We start from the raw sequence: 20,683 nt of genomic DNA, 5'->3' as shown, positions 1-20,683 counted from the left end.
TTATATGCTATTTATTATGTAACTTCGCCGTTGAAAAGTTGTTTGCCTCCTGAAGAAACTTGGAAAGATGGGAGAAAAACTTTCGTTAATGCCTAGATCTTCACAAATTATCGTCGATATTTGTATAAACATCGACGATATTTGTTTATCTTTAGCCTAAAGATACAGAAATAACGTCGATACAGGAAGATTCCATAGGCAACTCGGAAAGTTTTCACAAGGGCAAAGGATGTTTTTGGTAAAGGGCTTTTCTGTTTTGCATGGTAATATCATAAACAACACAACTTATATGAATAAAACGAAACTGATACAGATAGGAATAGCGTGCAGCACGTTTCTCCTATCCACTTCGCTCCCAGCCCAAATCACCGAGCGGACACGGCCGGCGGAATGGGACCAATTGGTGAAAGGCGGACGCTATATGGACCGCTTCGAGGCGATGCCCGAAGGGCAATTAACGGATAATGTATGGGGCGCGGACAGTGTGCGACCCCGTTTTGTGGATAATGGGATTGAGCGTCCGGACATTTCGTTTTGGGGCGGAAATATCTTGCAGACGAAGGACGGGAAGTTCCATCTCTTCGTGTGCGGTTGGCCGGAAAGTGCGCCCAAAGGACACATGACGTGGCCGAACTCGACGGTCTATCATACGGTGAGCGACCGCTTATCTGGGCCGTATGCCATCCAAGACACGATTGGAAAGGGACATAACCCGGAGGCATTCCGGCTGGACGATGGGCGGATTATAGTCTATGTAATTGACGGATATTATATCGCCAACGATGTAAACGGACCTTGGACGTACGGGAAGTTCACGTTCGAGCCGCGCGACCGGCGGATTATCGAGGGGTTGAGCAACCTCACCTTCGCCCGGCGTCAGGATGGTTCCTATCTGATGGTGTGCCGCGGCGGAGGCGTGTGGATTAGCCGCGATGGGATTTCGCCTTATCGGCAGATTACGGAGAAGCGCATCTACCCGGCGGTGAAGGGTGAATTTGAAGATCCGGTTGTGTGGCGCGACTCGCTTCAATATCATCTGATTGTGAACGATTGGCTCGGGCGCATTGCCTATTACGAACGTTCGCTGGACGGTGTGCATTGGGTGGTGGAACAGGGCGAGGCCTATATGCCCGGCATCTCTTTTCACGCCGACGGGCAAGTAGAGCATTGGTTTAAATACGAACGGGCGAAGGTGTTCCAAGACGCAGAAGGGCGCGTGGCGCAGATGAATTTCGCCGTCATCGACACCATCAAATGGAATGATTTGGGAAACGACAACCATAGTTCGAAAAACATTTGCCTGCCGATGAACAAAGGTATATTGCTCGATGTATTGAATGAAAAGCCCATCACGCCCAAGACGAAAGAAATCCGCGTACGTATCCGGGCTGAAAAGGATTTTAATCCGCAGAGGGACATCGACCTAGCATCGCTCCGCTTCGGTTCGTATACGGAAGTGAACTTCGGACGGGGCGGAAAGGCATTGGAAAGTCAGGCGGATGGGAAAGACCTCATCGTCACGTTCGACGGCACGGCCTCGGGCATCACGCCGGATGAGTTCGCCCCGAAGCTCCTCGGGCAGGACAAACAGGGGAAACTACTCTTCGGCTACGCCTCGTTGCCCTACGTAAACTACAAGCCGGCTATTCTCTCGGCCCTGCGCCCCCTCTATCAAAAAGATAAGGAAATGCTGACGGTCGAAGTGGAGAACTTCGGTCTATCGGCTTCGCCCCAGACGGAAATCGTCGTCGAGCAAAGCGGGAAAATCCAGGCGAAAGGGAAAGTCCCAGCCTTGCAGCCTTACGGGAAAACAACGCTTTCGCTGAAGCTCGAAGGGAAGGCGTGGTCGGACACGGAAGCCTGCCAAGTATCTTTTCTTCAAGACGGGAAAGCATGTCGAACAAACCTCTTTGAGGAGAAAAAGAAGGAACAATAACCTATAAAAACAAATAAAAAATGAAACATTTCTGGATATGTATGATGGCAACCTTAACGGTGTGTCTGAAAGCGGAGGTCATTGTACCCCGCCTTTCTCCTTTGCCGCAAAAGGTAGCCGAAGAATGCGTGCCCTTGGCGGGAACGTGGACGTTCAATGAAAAAAGCAAGATTGAAGTCCCTGGCGAATGGGTCATGCAAGGCTTTGAAATAGAACCCGGCCAGGAAGCTATTTATGAACGTGTGTTTCAAGTTCCCAGCCGTTGGAAAGACAAGCGGGTAAAACTCCGTTGCAATGGGATTTACAGCCAAGCTCGTATTCAAGTTAATGGAATAGAGGTAGGTTCGCACTTAGGTGGATTCACAGCCTTTGAACTGGATGTGACAGACGCTGTACGAACCGGAGAAAACCGCATCCGCATCGGCGTGACCTCTGAGACGGTGGCTGATTCTACTTCGAATGGCTCCTTTTACGCGGTCCATCCCCTGGGAGGTATCACACGCGATATTTACCTTTTCGCCCTTCCGGAAGTGAACCTCTCTTCTTTCCACGTGCAAACGCTTTTAGATTCGCTCTATACGGATGCCACCTTGCGAACCGAGATGGAAATCGCCGACGAATCTGCCACGAAAAAGGAGAAAGCTCTTTCCGTCCGTTTTGTATTGAAAGACCCGAAAGGGACAACTGTCTTTTCCGAAAACAAAACGGTAAAAGCAGGGAAGCACCATTTTGAATTCAAGGTAAAAAACCCGGCGAAATGGACGGCCGAAACGCCGACTCTTTATACGCTGACTTGTACCTTGGAAAAGGACGGGAAGAAACTCTATACGACTGAACGCCGCGTCGGTTTCCGTCAAATAGAGATACGTGGAAACCAGTTGTTTGTCAATAATCACCCCGTTAAGTTACGCGGTGTATGCCGGCATGAAGTGATGCCGTTGCGGGGGCGTTCGCTGACGGGCGACGTCTGGCGGGAAGATGTGGAAATCTTTCGCCGGGGAAATGTGAACTATATTCGTACTTCGCATTATCCACCCGATGAAGCACTCCTCGAAGCGTGCGACGAACTGGGCATGTATGTCGAGTTGGAAGCTCCGTTCTGCTGGGCGCACCAGGCGAACGTCTCTCCTACCGATTCTGCTATTTTTGTGAACCAACACATGGAAATGGTGAACCTCAACCGCTCTCATCCTTCCGTCTTGATTTGGTCTATCGGCAATGAATCACTCAAGTATGAGGAATGCTTTGCCCGTGCGGCAGAAATCGTCAAGGAGATGGACCCGACCCGCCCGCGCAACTTCAGCCAGTGGAGCCCCGACGCAGACGGGAACGAACTTGAAATCGGTAACCACCACTATCCGGGTCCGGAAGGTCCGGAAATGTATCGCAACGCTCGCCGCCCGATTGTGTTCGACGAGTATTGTCACCTGAACGCCTACAACCGCTTGGAGCTTTCGGCCGACCCGGGCATCCGCGACCGTTGGGGCGAACTCCTCGACCGGATGTGGAGCGACATGTATCACAGCCAAGGCGTCTTGGGTGGCGCCATTTGGGTGGGCATCGACGATACCTTCTTCCTCCCTGGCGGACGGGCCGTAGGTTATGGGACGTGGGGCGTCATCGATGGCTGGCGTCGCGAAAAACCGGAATACTGGGGCATGAAGAAGGCTTATAGCCCGGTGCGCCTTGCGCTGAAAGGAAACATAGATAAGGAAGGACAAATGCTGTTCGACGTAGAGAACCGGCACGACTTCCTGAACCTTACCGACTGCCGCATCACGTGGAGTACCGAAGGAAAATCAGGCAAGATAAATTGGGATTTGGCGGCTCGTCAAGATAGCGTCCTGGCTTTCTCCTTGCCCACCCACCTTCGCCAGGCAGATACCCTGCATATCGATGTATACAGCCCGCAAGGCTATTTGATAGATACCTATTTCTTCCAACTTTTGCCACACGTCGGACTGAAGGCAGAGCGGATTCAGGGCGATTTGTCGTTTGATGAATCAGATGCAGCTATCCACGTCCGCTCTCTGTCGGGTGAATATGCCGTCGATAAGTGTACCGGCCTGTTGGAAGGGTTGAATCCTACCTTGGTTGTCCTTCCGCTGAACAGCGAAGGGCGCGGCATCCAAATGTTGGGCGGCGGACAGAACTTCGACCCCTATACACCGGTCTGCACCAACTGGATTGCCCATTCGATTACGACAAAACAATACGCCGACCGCATTGAGGTCTCGGTCAAAGGCACTTACAAAGAAGCGGAAGGGACGCTTACGTATCGTTTCCGAAACACAGGCGAAACAGAAGTGGACTACGACTTCATCCTGAAAGAGGCTGTTTCGCCCCGTCAAGTCGGGTTGGCGTTTACGCTACCTGCCGACTTCACCCGCCTCTCGTGGAAGCGCAAAGGTTATTGGAGCGTCTATCCGTCCCATAGTATCGCCGCGTTGGAAGGCACAGCCGACTTCATGAACCCCGCCCTTCCTGTCTGCGGATTGGCAGGACCGGAACAGCCACCGACCGTCGATTGGAGTCAAGACCAAACCGCATCCGGCTCGAACAACTTCCGCTCGACCAAGGCGAACATCTACACGGCACGGCTTGCATCTCCCGCCACGGGTAAAGCCTTCACCGTCACGTCCGATGGCCAGCAGCATGTCCGTTGCTGGAAAGAGGGAGACGCGTTCCGCCTCCTCGTAGCCGATTACAGCAATGCCGGGAAAGGCGCTTACATCGAACCGCATGCCGCGCTCGATTATCGTCCGCTGCGCCGGGGCGACCGGATACAGGGGACTGTCCGCTGGGCGATGGAGGATTAAATACATAATAATAACATAATAAAGTAAATGGTCACGGCGATCTTTCCTGTCCGTGACCATTTATTTTATTCCGGTTTCTCCCGCAACAACTCTACTGTTTCTGTGAATTGCTTAGTAATAAACGAGAGATTCGGGTTATCCATGCGGGTAATAATGGCGGCATAATTCGGAACACCTTCCAGGTCCACCAAATCCATCGATAAAGAGACAAAATTGCCTTTACCCGATATACGAAACCAGGATTCGAACAAACGGAAACGCTGACGCTGCCGGTTGTCGCCTGTCTCACAAAGATAAATCAACACCGCCTCCCGTTGGCGGAAAAACTCTTGGATTAAAGCGATGATGGATTGACGCAGCTTAATATCACGAGGTGATTTGCGTTGGTTTACATTTGAAATAACAAATTCGTAGGCATGAATACCCGGTAATAAATCATTCTCATAAAACGACATCGTATATTTCACACCATAATCTGTTAAAACAGAAAATGTTAATACTGAATACGACGTAGGCGTGAAGTGGTAAGGTGCTACCACATTCACGCGTTCTAAATCTATCGTCACCATACTTCAATGGATTCCGGCTCGCGCCCCGTGCGTTCTTTGTATTCATTTCTCACATACTCTTTCAGTGATTCAATGTAGGCTTGCTTCTTCTGCTTATAAGCCTTCCATCTTTGCATGAATTCTTCCCGCGTCAAGGGGGCGGCGTGCGCCTGTTCGTCGGTTGTCTGTTTCATAGTCTGTTGTTTTTATGTTTTATGGAGGCAAAGGTACTGTTTTTATTATTTAGGAACAAATAATTTCTTCTAACTTTGTAACCGGATATTAAACAAACGACCCGTATGGATAAGAAAATAGCGGATAAACTTCTGGAGGGACTCGCGCCTGTCCCTCTCCACATCAGCCAGCAGCAATCACCTGCAGGCGAAACGTATTATAAGGCGACTGTGCGCTACCGCGATACAATCGATATCAAAAAGATTATCAACCGCATCGTCGCAAAACGCACCGAACTGCGTGCCAGCACTTTGTTGAACGCCTACCAGATGGTATGCGACGAAATCTACAGTGCGCTCGAGGAGGGCTTCAACGTCGACTTCGGGCTGGGGCGGACGGACCTCAGCGTGAACGGTACCTTCGTGAATACGGGCGACGACTTCGACCCCGACCGCCATACCTTCGCCTTCCACCTCCGCCCCTCGCCCCGCCTGATGCAAATTGCCGAGCACCTGAAGGGCGACAACTACAACGGCCCGCAACGCGCCCCTCGGCCTACCAGCATCCATCCCGCCATCCCCGAGCAATGGCCTGTAGACAAGAAGCTGGGCAAAGCCATTCCCTACGGATGCCCCTCGTTCGAGGTCGAAGGCACGCAGCTCAAGGTCATGGGAGACCACCCCGACACGGGCCTCACGCTCCGCCGCCTGGACGACGATAGCCTCCTGCCCGCCAGCCACTTCATGCTCTACATCAACCACCCTACCCGCCTCGTCGTCATCCTCCGCGAGCCCATCGAACGGGGGGAATGGGAGCTGACCATCTCGACGCAATACTCCCGCAATTATCAACCATACAAAGAACCCCGAAAGGGTACGCTCCGCTTTACCATTTTCTAAAAAGGGATTCGTATTACGTTAAGATTACCCTACCGTGGAAGGGTATATACACCCTAATACGGTAGGGTGCCAGCACCCTATTACGGTAGGGTATGTGCACCCTTCCGTGGTAGGGTAATCTTAACGTAATTCGTGCGGATAAAATAGCGTAAAGCAAATAGGGAAAGGGAAATAGCCCTCGTGACAGACGCAAAGATAATGCCCCCTATAGAATATTTACAAGAATAGTGAACCCATTTGCAAACAGCTCTTCATCCGCCATAAACAAAAGATAGTCCATCTATATCAGCAGAAAATCCATTTTCGATTTCGATATTTATTATATAAGCAGCTGATTATTAAAATATTTATTGAAAAACATTAACACCTTCTCATACCTTAAGCAAGAAACATATACTACTTTTGCAGCATTATTTTTCATCTATAAAATTCCAATTATATGAAAACATTTGGCCTTTCATTTCTTATATCATTAGCTCTTATGCTAATCTGCACGCCTTTGCGCGGATGGAGCTTCCATTATGCAACGCTTACAGAAATCATCGTCTATTTCCTGCTCACCTTTTTCTTATTAAAGAAAAACACGCAGCACATCGGATTATGTTTATTAGGCATTATAATAGGACGGTATGTTTTAGATTTGCCTGTCCTCCTTACCGATTTCAATAGCACACGGATATCTCTAATGGTTCCGATTGGAAGTTCATTGGGAACATTATTGGGATTTATCTATTTCAAAGTGAAAAAGTGGATTACTTTGGCTGTTTCAGCGATTGTTGTACTTGTTTTTTCGTTCGTATTGGAGCCACAATGGAGAGATTATGTGACTTATGATAGTTTACCTGAAGGACTGAATGTTTCTCCCTTTAAAGTAGAAACAGAAAATGATTCATTGAAAATGGCATCAATAAACAAAAAATATGTAGTATTGGATTTTTGGTCTTCATCATGTGGAATTTGTAGGCGAGAATTTCCTTTAGTACAAGATCTGCATGAACAAATACAAAAAGAAAAGAATGAGGTATTTCTCACATCCGTTTTTGTAAAATACGGAGATGAGCAATTCGCAGACGGGCAGAAAATATTAGCGGATTATAACTGTACTTTTCCAATGGTATCTGTGTCTGGGAACGATTCGATTCTGAAGTATTTGAATATTCAAGGTTTTCCTACAGTAATTATTTTGGATGAAAATAAAGAAGTCATATTTAAAGGAAGTTTGGAACGAGCAAAAAAGAAATTGGCTACATATTGAAGTATCCTACGCACAATACCCCGCATCGGCAAACGGTTGGGGACTTCAAATACTCCCCTATTCACCGTCTTTCCCTAACCCTTAAAAATATATAAATAGCCACGCTGTTTTCGTTCCTAACCAATTTAGTAGTACTTTTGCGCGAGATATTTTTCAGGTACATCTATTGAATATGGATACAGAAAAGAAAGAGAACAAAGAGATAAACAAACTATCGCTGCTGGTGGTAGTGGTGGTGGTGCTGGCGTTGATTGTCGGCGGAAGCGTGTATTACATCTTGCATCAACGGAAGCAAATCGACGAGATGACGCAATCGTTCGATTTGGAAAAGGAGATGATGGAGGATGATTTGAACGAGATTTCCCTTCAGTATGAAGGTTATAAGTTCAATGTGAGCAGCGACTCGCTGGCCGCCCTGCTCACGACCGAACAGGCAAAGGTACAACGCCTCATGGAAGAACTTCGCACGGTGAAGTCGACCAACGCGAAAGAGATTTCCCGCCTGAAGAAGGAAATCGCTACCCTACGCAAAATCATGCGCAACTATGTGGTGCAAATCGACTCCCTCAACCGCGCCAACGAGCAACTCAAGGTCGAGAAAAACGAAGCCGTAAAGAAATACCAGCAAGCTTCGACCACAGCCGCCTCCCTCAAGAAAGAGAAAGAGAAACTGACCGAACGCGTGACGTTGGCCAGCAAGCTGGATGCCACGGGCATTACCATCACGCCCGTCAATTCACGCGGTAAATTGGCGAAGCGCATCAAGCGGATGGAACAATTCGTGGTGAGTTTCCGCATTGCCAAAAACGTGACGGCTCCTGTGGGCGAAAAGGTTATCTATGTACGCATCATGAAGCCAGACGACGACATCTTGGTAAAGAGCCGCGCCGACTTGTTCACTTTCGAAGGGAAAGAAATCAACTATTCGATGAAAAAAATGATTGAATACGAGGGCGAAGAGGTACCCGTGACGATGTATTGGGATATCGAAGAATACCTCTCGCCAGGCACCTATCGCGTGGACATCTTTGCTGACGGCAACTTAATTGGCAAACAATCTTTTACACTGAAAGACTGATACGCCACGCTTTATGGAAATACATTCCCCTTTCGACCAGCTATTGAACGACATGCCGCGTACCTTGGCAGCAGACGAAGCGTTCGTCCGCGAACTCAAGACGTACGCCTACCCCGTGAGTGTGAAGAAAGGGGAACTGCTCCTACGTCCCGGCGAACTTTGCCAGAACGCCTATTTTATCAACAAAGGATTATTTATCAATATCTTCACGACCGAGCAAGGGAAAGAATGCGTAACCGGCTTTGCCTCCGACTCCCAATACCCCTTCCTTTCCGAAATCAGCTATTTCACCGGTACGCCCTCCAACTTCGAGATAAAAGCCATCGAGGATGGCGAACTGCTTTGTATCTCCCGCGTGCATATCGAAAGCCTCTCGGCACGTTATCCGCTCTTTGCCTCCTACTACCAGCAAGCCATGCTCGTCATCATCGCCAAGTTGTATATGATGTTCGCTTACCTTCAATCCTATACCGCCGAGGAGTTCATTAAATTCCTATATGCGCACTACAAATGGATTATCCAGCGCGTACCCGATAAATACATTGCCCTTTATATGGGTATCAGCACCTCATGGTATTGTAAACTCAAGCGCAAAATCATCCGGAATCATACCTGATATCATCTGTTCTTTTCTCTTGAAAGAAAAGAACCAAAAGTTCAAGGCTGCGTCTGCTTCGCTACTCTCTCCCTGCACTCCGCTGTTCGCGTTGCCAACTCGCTTCGCTCAAACAGCAACGCTCTCGGCCGCTTCGTTCCGCTCGTTCGCTTTACGCTCACCAGACAGAGGCCGGTTTAATTGACAATGGACAATGGACAATTCATAACGCCTTATGGCTGACCTTTGTTCGCCTTTTGTGTATCAAAACCTCAATGGACAATTGTCAATTGTCCATTATCCATTGTCAATTATTAATTGGATTGGCCTAACGGAAGCGGCGTAAAGCAAATGGGGGCGTGGAGCGTAAAGAAATCTCGGTGTTTGAGCGCAAAGCGCGAGTTTTCCGAGATTTCAGCGAAACGCCTCCATTTGTAGCCGCTGGAGTGTAAGCCTTGATTTTTTGGTTCTTTTTGATCAAGCAAAAAGAACGAAGAAGAACCATTCATAAGTATCTTTTTCCAGAAAGGCAGGTATCCCTATTTTCTATTCAAGCCGAAAATTGTATCTTTGTGTCTTCAAAAACGGAGGATTATGACGACAAATAAAGAGCAGGCTTCTATCTTATTGATTTACACAGGTGGAACCATCGGTATGATTGAAAACGCAGAGACAGGTGTCTTGGAAGCGTTCAATTTCCAACATCTGGCGGAAAACGTCCCGGAATTGAAAAAATTAGGACACAAAGTGGACACATACCAGTTCGATCCACCTCTCGATTCATCGGCCATGGGACCGGATTCGTGGATGAAAATCGTAAGAATCATTGCCGATAATTACTCCAAATACGATGGATTTGTGGTATTACACGGGACGGACACGATGTCATACACCGCTTCGGCATTGAGTTTCATGCTCGAGAACCTGAGCAAACCAGTCATCCTTACCGGTTCGCAACTTCCTATTGGCATGCTTCGCACCGATGGAAAAGAGAACTTGATTACAGCCATCGAGATAGCTGCCGCCCGCGAAAACGGTTTCCCGATTGTACCTGAGGTGTGTATCTTCTTTGAGAACGAATTGATGCGTGGAAATCGCACCTGTAAGGCGAACGCCGACAATTTCAATGCATTCCGTTCATACAATTATCCTTCGCTCGCCCATGCAGGCATTCATATCAAATATGACGTAGCGCAAATTTATTATCCCGTATCGCGCCGCCCGTTGAAACCACATTACCTCTTGGACCGGAATATCGCTATTTTGAAACTCTTCCCTGGCATTTCGCCTCAAGTAGTTGAAAGTATTTTAAACATACCCGGGCTGAAAGGTGTTGTAATGGAAACGTTCGGAAGTGGCAATGCGCCGTTGGATGATTGGTTCCTCGAAAACATCCAAAAAGCCGTAAAGCAGGGTATCGTCATCGTGAATGTGACGCAATGCCGCGCAGGGAGCGTCGAAATGCACCGTTATGAGACAGGACAGAAGCTGCTGGATATGGGTGTCGTGAGCGGATACGACAGCACGACGGAGAGTGCCGTAACGAAACTCATGTTCCTGTTCGGCCATGGATTAACTCCCGAGGAGGTAAAAGAACACATGAATTGTTCACTTATCGGAGAAATCACCATCCCGGATGCGTTCGTCCGTCCTTAAAACTGAAAAAGAAAGGAATAGATATGAAACTGACATTTTTTAGTTTGGCAAGCGGGAGTAGCGGAAATTGCTATTACCTCGGTACGCCGGAATATGGAATCTTGATTGATGCAGGTATCGGCATTCGCACCATTCGGAAAGTATTAAAAGAGCGGGGCGTCGACCTATCGCAAATCATCGCAGTACTCGTCACACACGACCATGCCGACCATATCAAAACGGTAGGTTATCTGGGCGAGATGATGCATATTCCCATCTATACGACCGCAGGCGTGCATCAAGGCATAGCCAAAAGCCGTTATGTAGAAGAGGTACTTATTCATTCGAAACACACCATCGAGAAAGAGGTGCCGTTTCGCATCCGAGACTTTGAAATCACGGCTTTTGAAGTTCCACACGATAGTACCGATAGCGTAGGATATTATATTGTATATGGCCGCCACCACTTCACGATAGCGACCGACGTAGGCCATATCACAGACAAAGTAGGCGAATATATTTGCAAAGCCAACCACCTCGTGCTGGAAGCAAACTACGACGAAGAGATGCTTCAATTCGGTAGTTATCCACAATTTCTGAAAGAACGTGTGGCAGGTCCGAAAGGACACTTGAGCAATCACGAAGCCGCCGAATTCTTGGCCACACATTATACGCCCGAATTGAAAAATATTTGGCTGTGCCACCTCAGTAAAGACAACAACCATCCGGAACTAGCTTATAAAACCGTTGATATTCGATTGTTTAACGAAGGAATTCGCGTAGGAAAAGATGTATCGCTGGTGGCATTGAAACGAACTACACCATCTGATATTTACGAATTTGACGAATAAATTGGCAAATTGAGGACAAAAAAATTTGCATTTACAGAAAAAGTACCTATCTTTGCACCCGCAATCAGGAAATAGGGGTTGCAAAAATGACTTCGTAGCTCAGTTGGTAGAGCAAATGACTCTTAATCATTGGGTCGAGGGTTCGAGCCCCTCCGAGGTCACCACATAATAAAAGAGTAAGCAATTTGACTTCGTAGCTCAGTTGGTAGAGCAAATGACTCTTAATCATTGGGTCGAGGGTTCGAGCCCCTCCGAGGTCACCAAGAAACAAGCTGTTTAGTTAGTAGCCTTTGAGGGAATTTTCCCATAAAAGGCTTTTTTATTCCCCTACCTAAAAGTACTTCAAATGTATTTATGGCTCAGTAGATTTATTCTTATAAAATTCGGGGTTCTCGACGGGTAAAGATAGCTTTCGTCTCCACGTACACAAGTTGTTTCGACAACAATAGTACCATGCAACATCCAAAACTAAGCCTATGATTTCAGATTTTTCAGACAGATGATGCGCTACTTAGAAGAAAATGGCTACCTTTGCATTTTCAAAACAAGATTACTATAAAAAAGAAATTAAAAATATTACAACCGTGGCAGATACAAAGTACATTTTTGTGACAGGAGGTGTGGTTTCTTCATTGGGAAAAGGCATTATCTCCGCCTCGTTAGGTAAATTGCTTCAAGCAAGAGGGTATAAAGTAACAATTCAAAAGTTTGACCCCTATATTAATATCGATCCGGGGACGTTAAACCCCTACGAACATGGCGAATGCTATGTAACGGTAGATGGGCATGAAGCGGATTTGGATTTAGGGCATTACGAACGTTTCTTGAACATCCCGACAACACGTGCCAACAACGTGACGACCGGACGCATTTATCAAAGTGTCATCAATAAAGAGCGCCGGGGCGATTATTTGGGACGTACCGTACAGGTAGTACCTCATATTACGGATGAAATCAAACGAAATGTAAAACTCTTAGGTAATAAATACAAATTTGATTTTGTAATTACAGAGATTGGCGGTACGGTGGGTGATATCGAATCGCTCCCGTTCATCGAAAGCATGCGCCAACTGAAGTGGGAATTAGGACGAAATTGCCTCTGTGTACATCTGACTTACGTTCCATACATTGCAGCAGCCAAAGAATACAAAACGAAGCCAACACAACACTCCGTAAAAGAATTGCAATCGCTCGGTATCCAACCGGATATTCTCGTATTGCGCACGGAACATGAGTTGACAAGTACTCTTCTGCGCAAGGTAGCGTTGTTCTGTAACGTAACGGAAGAGGCCGTTATCCAATCCATCGACGTACCCACCATCTACGAAGTTCCACTCGTTTTGCAACGCCAGAAGATGGATGAAATCGTACTCCGCAAAGTAGGATTAGAGGTAGGTCCTACACCAGAATTAAAGCCATGGCGCGCGTTCCTGGCAATGAAAGCCTCGGCTACCGAAGAGGTGAATATTGGTTTGGTAGGTAAATACGTGGAATTACAAGATGCCTATAAATCCATTGACGAATCCTTACTACAGGCTGCCATTTACAATCATCACAAATTAAATCTCCATCTGTTCCATTCGGAGAAATTGAACGACGAAAATGCAGCAGAACAACTGAAAGACATGGATGGTATCTTGATTGCTCCAGGCTTCGGCCAACGAGGCATAGAGGGGAAATTTGCTGCTATCAAATATGCGCGTGAACATAATGTTCCCTGCTTAGGTATCTGTTTGGGAATGCAATGCATGGTTATCGAGTTTGCACGCGATGTATTAGGCTATAAAGATGCCAACTCGACCGAAATGGAACCCCATACAACACATAAAGTCATCGACCTGATGGAAGACCAAAAGAACGTGACTAATATGGGCGGCTCGATGCGTCTGGGCGCATACGACTGCACGCTGAAAGAAGGTTCTAAAATATATGAGGCCTATGGGAAAGAACACATCCAAGAACGCCACCGCCACCGTTTTGAATTCAACAATGAATATAAAGAGCAATTCGAAGCTGCCGGCATGATGTGTACGGGCGAAAACCCAGACACCAACTTGGTGGAAGTAGTGGAAATCCCTACCTTAAAATGGTTTATTGGCGTACAATACCATCCTGAATATAACAGTACGGTAGTAAACCCGAATCCTCTGTTCTTGAGCTTTGTAAAAGCAGCTATTGATAATAAGAAAAAATAATCGATAAATGGACAAAAACACTATTATCGGCTTCGTGCTTATCGGCTTGGTGCTGTTCGGCTTTAGTTGGTTGAACCGCCCTACGCCGGAGCAGATAGAAGCCCAACGGCGTTATCAGGATTCGATTGCGCGCATCGAACAAATCAAACAAAACGAATTGGCCCAACAAAATGCCGATCCGATGGAGGCATTGGCGGGATTACCCGATTCGGTACGTATGGCTCGTTTGCAAACCAACTTCGGTTCGTTCGCACCCCACATGAACGGCACGGAAGAATTCGTAACATTGGAGAACGAGAAAGTAGCCGTAGTTTTGAGCACCAAAGGAGGACGTGCCGTTTCGGCTACATTGAAAGAGTATGACAATTACGAAGGCAAACCATTGGTTTTGTTCGAAGATAAAGAGTCCGTGTTCGACTTAACGTTCGTGACGGCCGCTAATCAAGTAGTCAATACACGGGATTTATATTTCACGCCCGTAAAAGGGAACGACCCGAATGCTCTTGTCATGCGTTTAGCCCTGAACGAGAACAGTTTTATCGATTTCTCCTATACGTTGGCTCCTGATGACTATAAAATGGATTTTTCTATCCAAGGAACAGGTATGAACGGTATCCTTTCACCCAATACTCAAACACTTCATTTAAATTGGACGCAAGATATCCGCCAGCAAGAAAAAGGACGTAAATTCGAAGACCGTTACGTTGAGTTGCACTACAAAGTCATGGGCGACGACGTGGATTACCTGAGTGCCAGCGGACATGCCAATAAGACGTTAAAAGAGAATTTACACTGGATTGGTTTCAAGGATATGTATTTCTCGACGGTGCTTGTGGCTAAAAACGGATTCCAAAATGCGAAATTGGATTCCCGCCCTCACGCCGACGGACAATACCTGAAGACCTTCCACGCAACAGCCGATGTGTCTTTCGATCTTTTAGGTACTCAACCGACGGATTTACAATTCTATTTCATTCCAAATAAGTTTGCATTGTTGAGCGATTACAACGATAATCTTTCAGGCGATGATAAATTGCATTTGGAGAAGCTCGTCCCGCTAGGATGGGGCATCTTCCGTTGGGTGAACCAATTCTTCGTCATCCCATTGTTCGACTTCTTGGGGAAATACATCAACAATTACGGATGGCTGATTTTCCTATTGACGGTAATCGTGAAGTTGATACTTTATCCGCTCACGTACAAATCATATCTCTCGTCGGCCAAAATGCGCGTATTGCGTCCGCAGGTTGAGGAAATCAATGCTAAATATCCTGAAAAAGAACAGGCAATGGAACGGCAAAGGCAAATCATGGAACTATATAGCCGCGCCGGAGCCAGCCCGATGAGCGGATGCATTCCGCTGCTGCTGCAGATGCCTATCTTGATTGCCCTCTTCATGTTCTTCCCATCAGCAATCGAATTGCGACATGAGAGCTTCCTTTGGGCGCAGGACTTGTCTACGTATGACGCCATCATCTCGTGGGATGTGCAGATTCCGCTCATCTCTACCTATTTTGGTAACCATATCAGTTTGTTCTGCTTGTTAATGACCATCACGAATATCGTCTATACCAAATATAATATGGAAATGACGAACACCGGCCAGCAACAAATGCCGGGCATGAAGATGATGATGTACCTCATGCCTCTCATGTTCCTCTTCATATTCAACAGCTATGCTTCCGGTTTGACCTACTATTACTTCATCTCAACGTTGATTACCATCGCGCAGACTCTCGTTTTCCGCTTTACCATCAACGAAGAAAAACTGTTGGCTAAGCTAGAAGCAAACAAACGCAAGCCGTTGAAGAAATCTGGATTCATGAAACGTTTGGAAGAGGCGCAGCGCATGCAGGAAGAACAGCTCAAACGGCAACAAGAACAACGCCGGACACAGCAGATGCAACAGCTGGCCAAACGCGAACAACGCAAAAAACAACAGTCGTCTTGACGTAGACGCAGGGCTTATGCCGCTTCCTCCTCTCTGGGGGAAAGCGGCACAAGCCATTAGGTATAAAGAAATATTTTTCAGCGGGCTTAAACCTTATAACACAGGATTGAAACTAAAATGTTTAACCAAAATCATTCAGAAACCTGGGCTATACCAAGCCCGTCTTGGTGAAGGGTCTTTTCGACCGATGTGCCCACGGCGGATGACAGCTGAACCTCAAAATACTTATTTCGGATTCAAAACCGGAACGTTTTTACGGCTCGGAGGTCATGATTGATACGCCACGACAGAACGGTGTCAAAACTTGAGGTCTGAGCGTGCCCGTTCGTCCAGCCTGCCAGTCCGGAGTTCCGCACTTGGGATGCGAAAAAGCTTTGCTGAAAAAGAAAGAGGGTGTGTCGTAATACACGATTCACCCTCTGTCTTTATCAACTATCCAAGAACTGTTAACTTTTCATGCCACAATATCTTGAAGACTTTTCTGATTATTTTTCCCCCAATTTTAGATAGGCAGTAGTAAGACTGCAAAAGTGTTTAAATGGCCTTTTTATGTCCTCTTTATTCATTTTCGGTACACCCTCGTTCCTGCCTTCAGGAGGGCGGAAAAGGGCTCAAGGGAGGAGAGTGCTCCTATCTGTCCGAAATGTCTAAGGTAATCTGCTCGAGATAAGGTTTGTTATCTGCTCGAGATAGCAAAGGTGGTCTGCCCGAGATAGGAGAGGATATCTTGAGCAGATAGCAGAACCCTACTTGAGGTAGAGGGTGATTTATTTTCCAGCTATGGAATTTCCCGCGGATTGGAAAGAGGAGGGATGAGTATATAGAGACTTTTCTCTTGAGCAACAGAGTCGAAAAGATAATACAAGAAAGGCTATGTCCAAATAGACACAGCCTCCCCTTAAGCTTCACTTTTTAGTTATTATTGAATCCCTCGTTCGCGCAACTTCAATTGCCAGTTCCAAGCAGAACGAAGCGTGTCTTCCAGTGATTCTTCTGCCTTCCAACCCAAGACATTGTTGGCCTTTTCCGGATTTGCCCATACCTGCTCAATATCGCCCTCACGACGGCCTACAATCTTGTGCGGCACCTTGACGCCTGTCGCCTGCTCAAACGTATGAATCAGTTCGAGAACCGAAACACCTCGGCCCGTACCCAAATTGAAGATTTCCATCTTATCGTCCGATTTGTTTTCCAACATGCGGTGCATGGCTACAACGTGCGCCTTGGCCAAATCAACCACATTGATGTAATCACGGATACAAGAGCCGTCAGGCGTATTATAATCATCACCAAAGACGCTCAACTCCTTGCGGATACCGATAGCCGTCTGCACCAAATAAGGAATCAAATTTTGGGGAACGCCGTTAGGCAATTCGCCGATTTCAGCCGACGGATGCGCGCCAATCGGGTTGAAATAACGTAGGATGATGCTCTTGAAAGGTGCACCGGCATGAATCGTATCGCGAATGATTTCCTCATTGATTTGCTTCGTATTGCCATAAGGCGAAGTAGCCGGTTTGATAGGTGCGTTCTCCGTAACCGGCAGATTCTCCGGATCTGGCTGTCCATACACGGTACAAGAAGAAGAGAACACGATACCCTTCATGTTGAATTCCGGCATGAGTTCGAGAATATTAAGCAACGTAGTGATATTATTGCGATAATACTTCAACGGCTGTTGAACTGATTCGCCCACAGCCTTGCTGGCGGCAAAAAGGATGACACCTTCTACACCCGGATGCTCTTGCAACGCTTTACGTGTACCCTCTTTATCCTTCAAGTCCAGTTGGACGAACTCTGGACGGATACCCGTGATACGTTCAATACCATCCAATACTTCGATATTGGAATTAGACAGGTCGTCGATGATTAATACATCATATCCTGCTTGTTGCAACTCTACTGTTGTGTGGGAACCTATATAGCCCGTTCCCCCAGCTACCAAAATCTTTTTCTTCATACTATTTAATCTTTAAGATTAGGAACCTATACCAGAGAATCCCATAAATGCCATCGCCAAAAGACCAGCCGTTATCAATGCAATCGGCGTGCCCTGCAAACCTTTAGGAACGTTTGTCATGGCCAATTGCTCGCGAATACCCGCAAAAATAACCAATGCTAACGCAAACCCAAGTGCAGTCGAAATAGCATACACGACGGATTCTAACAAATTATAATCTTTTTGAATTACCAAGATTGCCACACCCAATACGCAACAGTTCGTGGTAATCAAAGGAAGGAAAATACCCAACGCTTGATATAAAGCCGGCGATACTTTCTTGAGAATAATTTCAACCATCTGTACCAACGCAGCAATTACCAGGATGAAGCTAATGGTCTGCATATAACCCAAGCCAAACGGATCGAGCACATATTTTTGGATAAGGAAGGTGACAATCGTTGAAAGTGCCAAAACAAAGGTCACCGCAGCTCCCATGCCGATGGATGTTTCTACTTTCTTAGAAACGCCTAAAAAAGGGCAAATTCCCAAAAACTGAGATAATACGACATTGTTGACGAATACGGCAACAATAAATATCATGATATATTCCATATACGAATCTCCTTATGCTTTACGCAGTTTGTTTACAATTGCAATCAAATATCCTAACACCAAAAATCCGCCTGGCGCAAGGATGAAAATTAGCGAACCATATTCCTCGGGTGCTAATGTCAGACCGAAGAGTTTACCTGTACCCAACAATTCGCGACAAGCCCCTAAAAGGGTTAAGGCTAACGTAAAACCCAATCCGATGCCCAACCCGTCGAATCCGGAAGCCACGACACCGTTTTTAGCCGCAAACGATTCTGCGCGTCCTAAGACGATGCAGTTCACCACAATCAATGGTATATATAATCCCAAGCTGGCATACAAAGCCGGCGTGTAGGCTTCCATACAGAACTGGACTACCGTCACGAACGTAGCGATAATGACAATATACGCCGGGATACGTACCAAATCAGGCACTAATTTCTTGACAGCCGAAATCGCCATGTTCGAGCAAATCAACACAAACATGGTAGCCAATCCCATACTCATACCGTTCAGTGCGGAAGAGGTCGTACCCAAGGTAGGACACATACCCAACAACAACACGAACGTTGGGTTTTCGGTAATGATGCCATTCAAAAGAACTTTCCAATTACTCATCGCTATTTCCTCCTTCTGTTTGATGAGACGATGTAGCGCCACCTGCTGCGTCTACTTGGGCAAAAGCGCTATACGCACGATTGACGGCATCCAGGAAAGCACGGCTGGAAATTGTGGCAGCTGTAATAGCATCCACATCTCCACCATCCTTCGAAACCTTCAAACCATCACCTACGCTACGTCCGATAATACTTTGTTTATTTCTATCTGTTCTAAACCATTCTTGCATCTTGGAACCCAATCCTGGAGTCTCGGAATGTTGCAAGACTGAGTAATTTGTAATTTTCCCCTCTGTATTGAAGCCGACAATAACACGAATTTCTCCGCTGAAGCCACTGTTTGAGAAACTTTCTACGGCAGCTCCCACCAGCTCCCCGTCCATCTTAGCCGGATAAATACGCAACGAATCACCTGTGCTGGCAGCCGACATGTAGGCCTCTTCCACAGGTTTATTATTGAATTCCGGAACCACTTCTTTAATAGCTGTTTCCAAAGCGGCAGCCTTGGATGCGGCTATTGCTCCTGCTGTCATATCATTGACACTTGCCAAGATTGCTCCTGCAACCACGCATGTGATAGTCAAAGAAAGGAGCATGTTAGGCAATGTTGATTTCAATTTTTCCATCTTTACTTCTCCCCAAAATGTTTAGGTTTAACATACATATTAATAAGCGGAGTCAGCAAGTTCATAATCAAGATAGCGAACGAAACACCTTCCGGATACGAACCGAACAGACGAATGATAGAAGTCAGCAACCCGATACCAATAGCGTAAATCACCATTCCCTTCTTGGTCATAGGCGAAGTCACATAGTCTGTCGCCATAAAGATAGCTCCTAACATCAGACCTCCTGAAAGAATGTGCAAGAATGGGCTGGCATACACTTCCGGATTTACCAAGTGCATGATTCCCGTGAATACAAACACCGTCACAATCATCGTTACCGGAATATGCCATGTGATGATTTTCTTCCACAACATATACGCAAAACCCAGCAGTAACGCAACAGCACTTACTTCGCCCAAACTACCTCCGTGACAACCAATTAACAGGCTGGTATAGGAAGGAAGCTCCTTCACCCCTTCATTTAAAAGAGAAAGTACTGTAGCTCCTGTTTCAGCATCTGTATAGGTAAGCGGGAAAGCAGCCGTAGCGTCAACCAAAGGCCATGTCGTCATTTGTGCAGGAAAAGAAATCAACAAAAAGACACGTCCCGCCAAAGCTGGATTCACAATGTTGTTACCTAATCCGCCAAACGACATCTTTGCTACACCAATAGCAAACAAAGCACCCAAAATAATAATCCAAACAGGTAAGTTGGATGGTAAATTGAAAGCCAACAATACGCCGGTCAACATGGCTGATCCGTCTGTAATGGTCGGCTCTTTCTTCATAATGAACTTTTGAATTAAGTATTCAAACAAGACACACGATACAACGGATACCAATGTGACTATCAATGCACCTAATCCGAAGTAATAAAGAGATACCAAGAAAGCCGGAATGAGGGCAATCAGTACTCCATACATATTTTTGCTGATGCTATCTCCTCCATGTATGTGGGGAGAAGGCGATACATATAAACTATTTTCCAT

At 46.6% G+C, this 20,683-nt stretch carries 17 protein-coding genes and 2 tRNA genes; 12 read left to right on the top strand and 7 right to left on the bottom strand.

Features of this window, described 5'->3' with window-relative positions:
* The first annotated feature begins 289 nt into the window (after nucleotides 1–289).
* The gene (locus B5F77_RS05105) at nucleotides 290–1,936 is read left to right on the top strand and encodes a glycoside hydrolase family protein (protein ID WP_087328615.1); all 1,647 of its coding nucleotides are present in this window, start codon (nucleotides 290–292) and stop codon (nucleotides 1,934–1,936) included.
* A 20-nt stretch (nucleotides 1,937–1,956) separates the two neighbouring features.
* Complete coding sequence (locus tag B5F77_RS05100) at nucleotides 1,957–4,755, top strand: glycoside hydrolase family 2 TIM barrel-domain containing protein (RefSeq protein ID WP_087328613.1); 2,799 nt, start codon at nucleotides 1,957–1,959, stop codon at nucleotides 4,753–4,755.
* Nucleotides 4,756–4,820: 65 nt separating this feature from the next.
* Here the strand turns inward: B5F77_RS05100 and B5F77_RS05095 are convergent, their stop codons facing one another.
* Both B5F77_RS05095 and B5F77_RS05090 read right to left on the bottom strand, forming a co-directional pair.
* On the bottom strand, nucleotides 4,821–5,324 hold the full coding sequence (locus B5F77_RS05095) for a DUF6169 family protein (RefSeq protein ID WP_239445734.1): 504 nt from the start codon (nucleotides 5,322–5,324) through the stop codon (nucleotides 4,821–4,823).
* Entirely contained in the window at nucleotides 5,318–5,497 is a 180-nt protein-coding gene (locus tag B5F77_RS05090) for a hypothetical protein (protein WP_087328611.1), read from the bottom strand. Before B5F77_RS05090 ends, B5F77_RS05095 begins: the two co-directional genes overlap by 7 nt.
* Nucleotides 5,498–5,602: 105 nt before the next feature.
* Here B5F77_RS05090 and B5F77_RS05085 point away from each other — a divergent pair, with 105 nt between their 5' ends.
* The 10 genes from B5F77_RS05085 (at nucleotide 5,603) to yidC (ending at nucleotide 15,936) form a co-directional block, all read left to right on the top strand.
* On the top strand, nucleotides 5,603–6,376 hold the full coding sequence (locus tag B5F77_RS05085) for a DNA-binding domain-containing protein (protein WP_087328609.1): 774 nt from the start codon (nucleotides 5,603–5,605) through the stop codon (nucleotides 6,374–6,376).
* A 439-nt stretch (nucleotides 6,377–6,815) separates the two neighbouring features.
* Nucleotides 6,816–7,631 (top strand): TlpA disulfide reductase family protein, encoded by an 816-nt coding sequence (locus tag B5F77_RS05080; protein ID WP_087328608.1) that lies wholly within the window; start codon nucleotides 6,816–6,818, stop codon nucleotides 7,629–7,631.
* 172 nt (nucleotides 7,632–7,803) lie between these two features.
* Nucleotides 7,804–8,709: a hypothetical protein gene (locus B5F77_RS05075; RefSeq protein ID WP_087328606.1), complete on the top strand. Its 906-nt coding sequence runs from the start codon at nucleotides 7,804–7,806 to the stop codon at nucleotides 8,707–8,709.
* A 13-nt stretch (nucleotides 8,710–8,722) separates the two neighbouring features.
* On the top strand, nucleotides 8,723–9,325 hold the full coding sequence (locus tag B5F77_RS05070) for a cyclic nucleotide-binding domain-containing protein (protein WP_087328603.1): 603 nt from the start codon (nucleotides 8,723–8,725) through the stop codon (nucleotides 9,323–9,325).
* A 573-nt stretch (nucleotides 9,326–9,898) separates the two neighbouring features.
* A complete protein-coding gene (locus tag B5F77_RS05065) occupies nucleotides 9,899–10,960 on the top strand; it encodes an asparaginase (protein ID WP_087328601.1) in 1,062 nt (353 codons plus the stop codon).
* Nucleotides 10,961–10,983: 23 nt separating this feature from the next.
* Nucleotides 10,984–11,790: an MBL fold metallo-hydrolase gene (locus B5F77_RS05060; protein ID WP_087328598.1), complete on the top strand. Its 807-nt coding sequence runs from the start codon at nucleotides 10,984–10,986 to the stop codon at nucleotides 11,788–11,790.
* A gap of 88 nt (nucleotides 11,791–11,878) precedes the next feature.
* Nucleotides 11,879–11,954 (top strand) — tRNA-Lys (locus B5F77_RS05055).
* Between the two features lie 23 nt (nucleotides 11,955–11,977).
* Nucleotides 11,978–12,053, top strand: a tRNA-Lys gene (locus B5F77_RS05050).
* 321 nt (nucleotides 12,054–12,374) lie between these two features.
* Nucleotides 12,375–13,985 carry a CTP synthase gene (locus B5F77_RS05045; protein ID WP_087328732.1) on the top strand — a complete coding sequence of 537 codons (1,611 nt, stop codon included), beginning with the start codon at nucleotides 12,375–12,377 and terminating at the stop codon, nucleotides 13,983–13,985.
* Nucleotides 13,986–13,992: 7 nt separating this feature from the next.
* A complete protein-coding gene (gene yidC / locus B5F77_RS05040; RefSeq protein WP_087328596.1) occupies nucleotides 13,993–15,936 on the top strand; it encodes a membrane protein insertase YidC in 1,944 nt (647 codons plus the stop codon).
* A 919-nt stretch (nucleotides 15,937–16,855) separates the two neighbouring features.
* Here the strand turns inward: yidC and galE are convergent.
* From galE to B5F77_RS05015, 5 genes are read right to left on the bottom strand one after another with little or no spacing between them, the layout of a single operon-like run.
* Nucleotides 16,856–17,896, bottom strand: a complete 1,041-nt coding sequence (gene galE, locus B5F77_RS05035) for a UDP-glucose 4-epimerase GalE (RefSeq protein WP_087328594.1) — start codon at nucleotides 17,894–17,896, stop codon at nucleotides 16,856–16,858.
* Nucleotides 17,897–17,914: 18 nt separating this feature from the next.
* On the bottom strand, nucleotides 17,915–18,490 hold the full coding sequence (rsxA, locus tag B5F77_RS05030; RefSeq protein ID WP_087328592.1) for an electron transport complex subunit RsxA: 576 nt from the start codon (nucleotides 18,488–18,490) through the stop codon (nucleotides 17,915–17,917).
* 12 nt (nucleotides 18,491–18,502) lie between these two features.
* Nucleotides 18,503–19,087: an electron transport complex subunit E gene (locus tag B5F77_RS05025; protein ID WP_087328590.1), complete on the bottom strand. Its 585-nt coding sequence runs from the start codon at nucleotides 19,085–19,087 to the stop codon at nucleotides 18,503–18,505.
* The gene (locus B5F77_RS05020; protein ID WP_087328588.1) at nucleotides 19,080–19,712 is read right to left on the bottom strand and encodes an RnfABCDGE type electron transport complex subunit G; all 633 of its coding nucleotides are present in this window, start codon (nucleotides 19,710–19,712) and stop codon (nucleotides 19,080–19,082) included. The genes B5F77_RS05025 and B5F77_RS05020 overlap by 8 nt, the downstream gene beginning before the upstream one ends.
* A gap of 2 nt (nucleotides 19,713–19,714) precedes the next feature.
* Nucleotides 19,715–20,683 (bottom strand): RnfABCDGE type electron transport complex subunit D, encoded by a 969-nt coding sequence (locus B5F77_RS05015; RefSeq protein WP_087328729.1) that lies wholly within the window; start codon nucleotides 20,681–20,683, stop codon nucleotides 19,715–19,717.

It is taken from the genome of Parabacteroides sp. An277, assembly GCF_002159645.1.
Classification (GTDB): domain Bacteria; phylum Bacteroidota; class Bacteroidia; order Bacteroidales; family Tannerellaceae; genus Parabacteroides.
The sequence above is the reverse complement of the archived record's forward strand: the minus strand, read 5'-3'. Positions and strand labels throughout refer to the sequence as shown.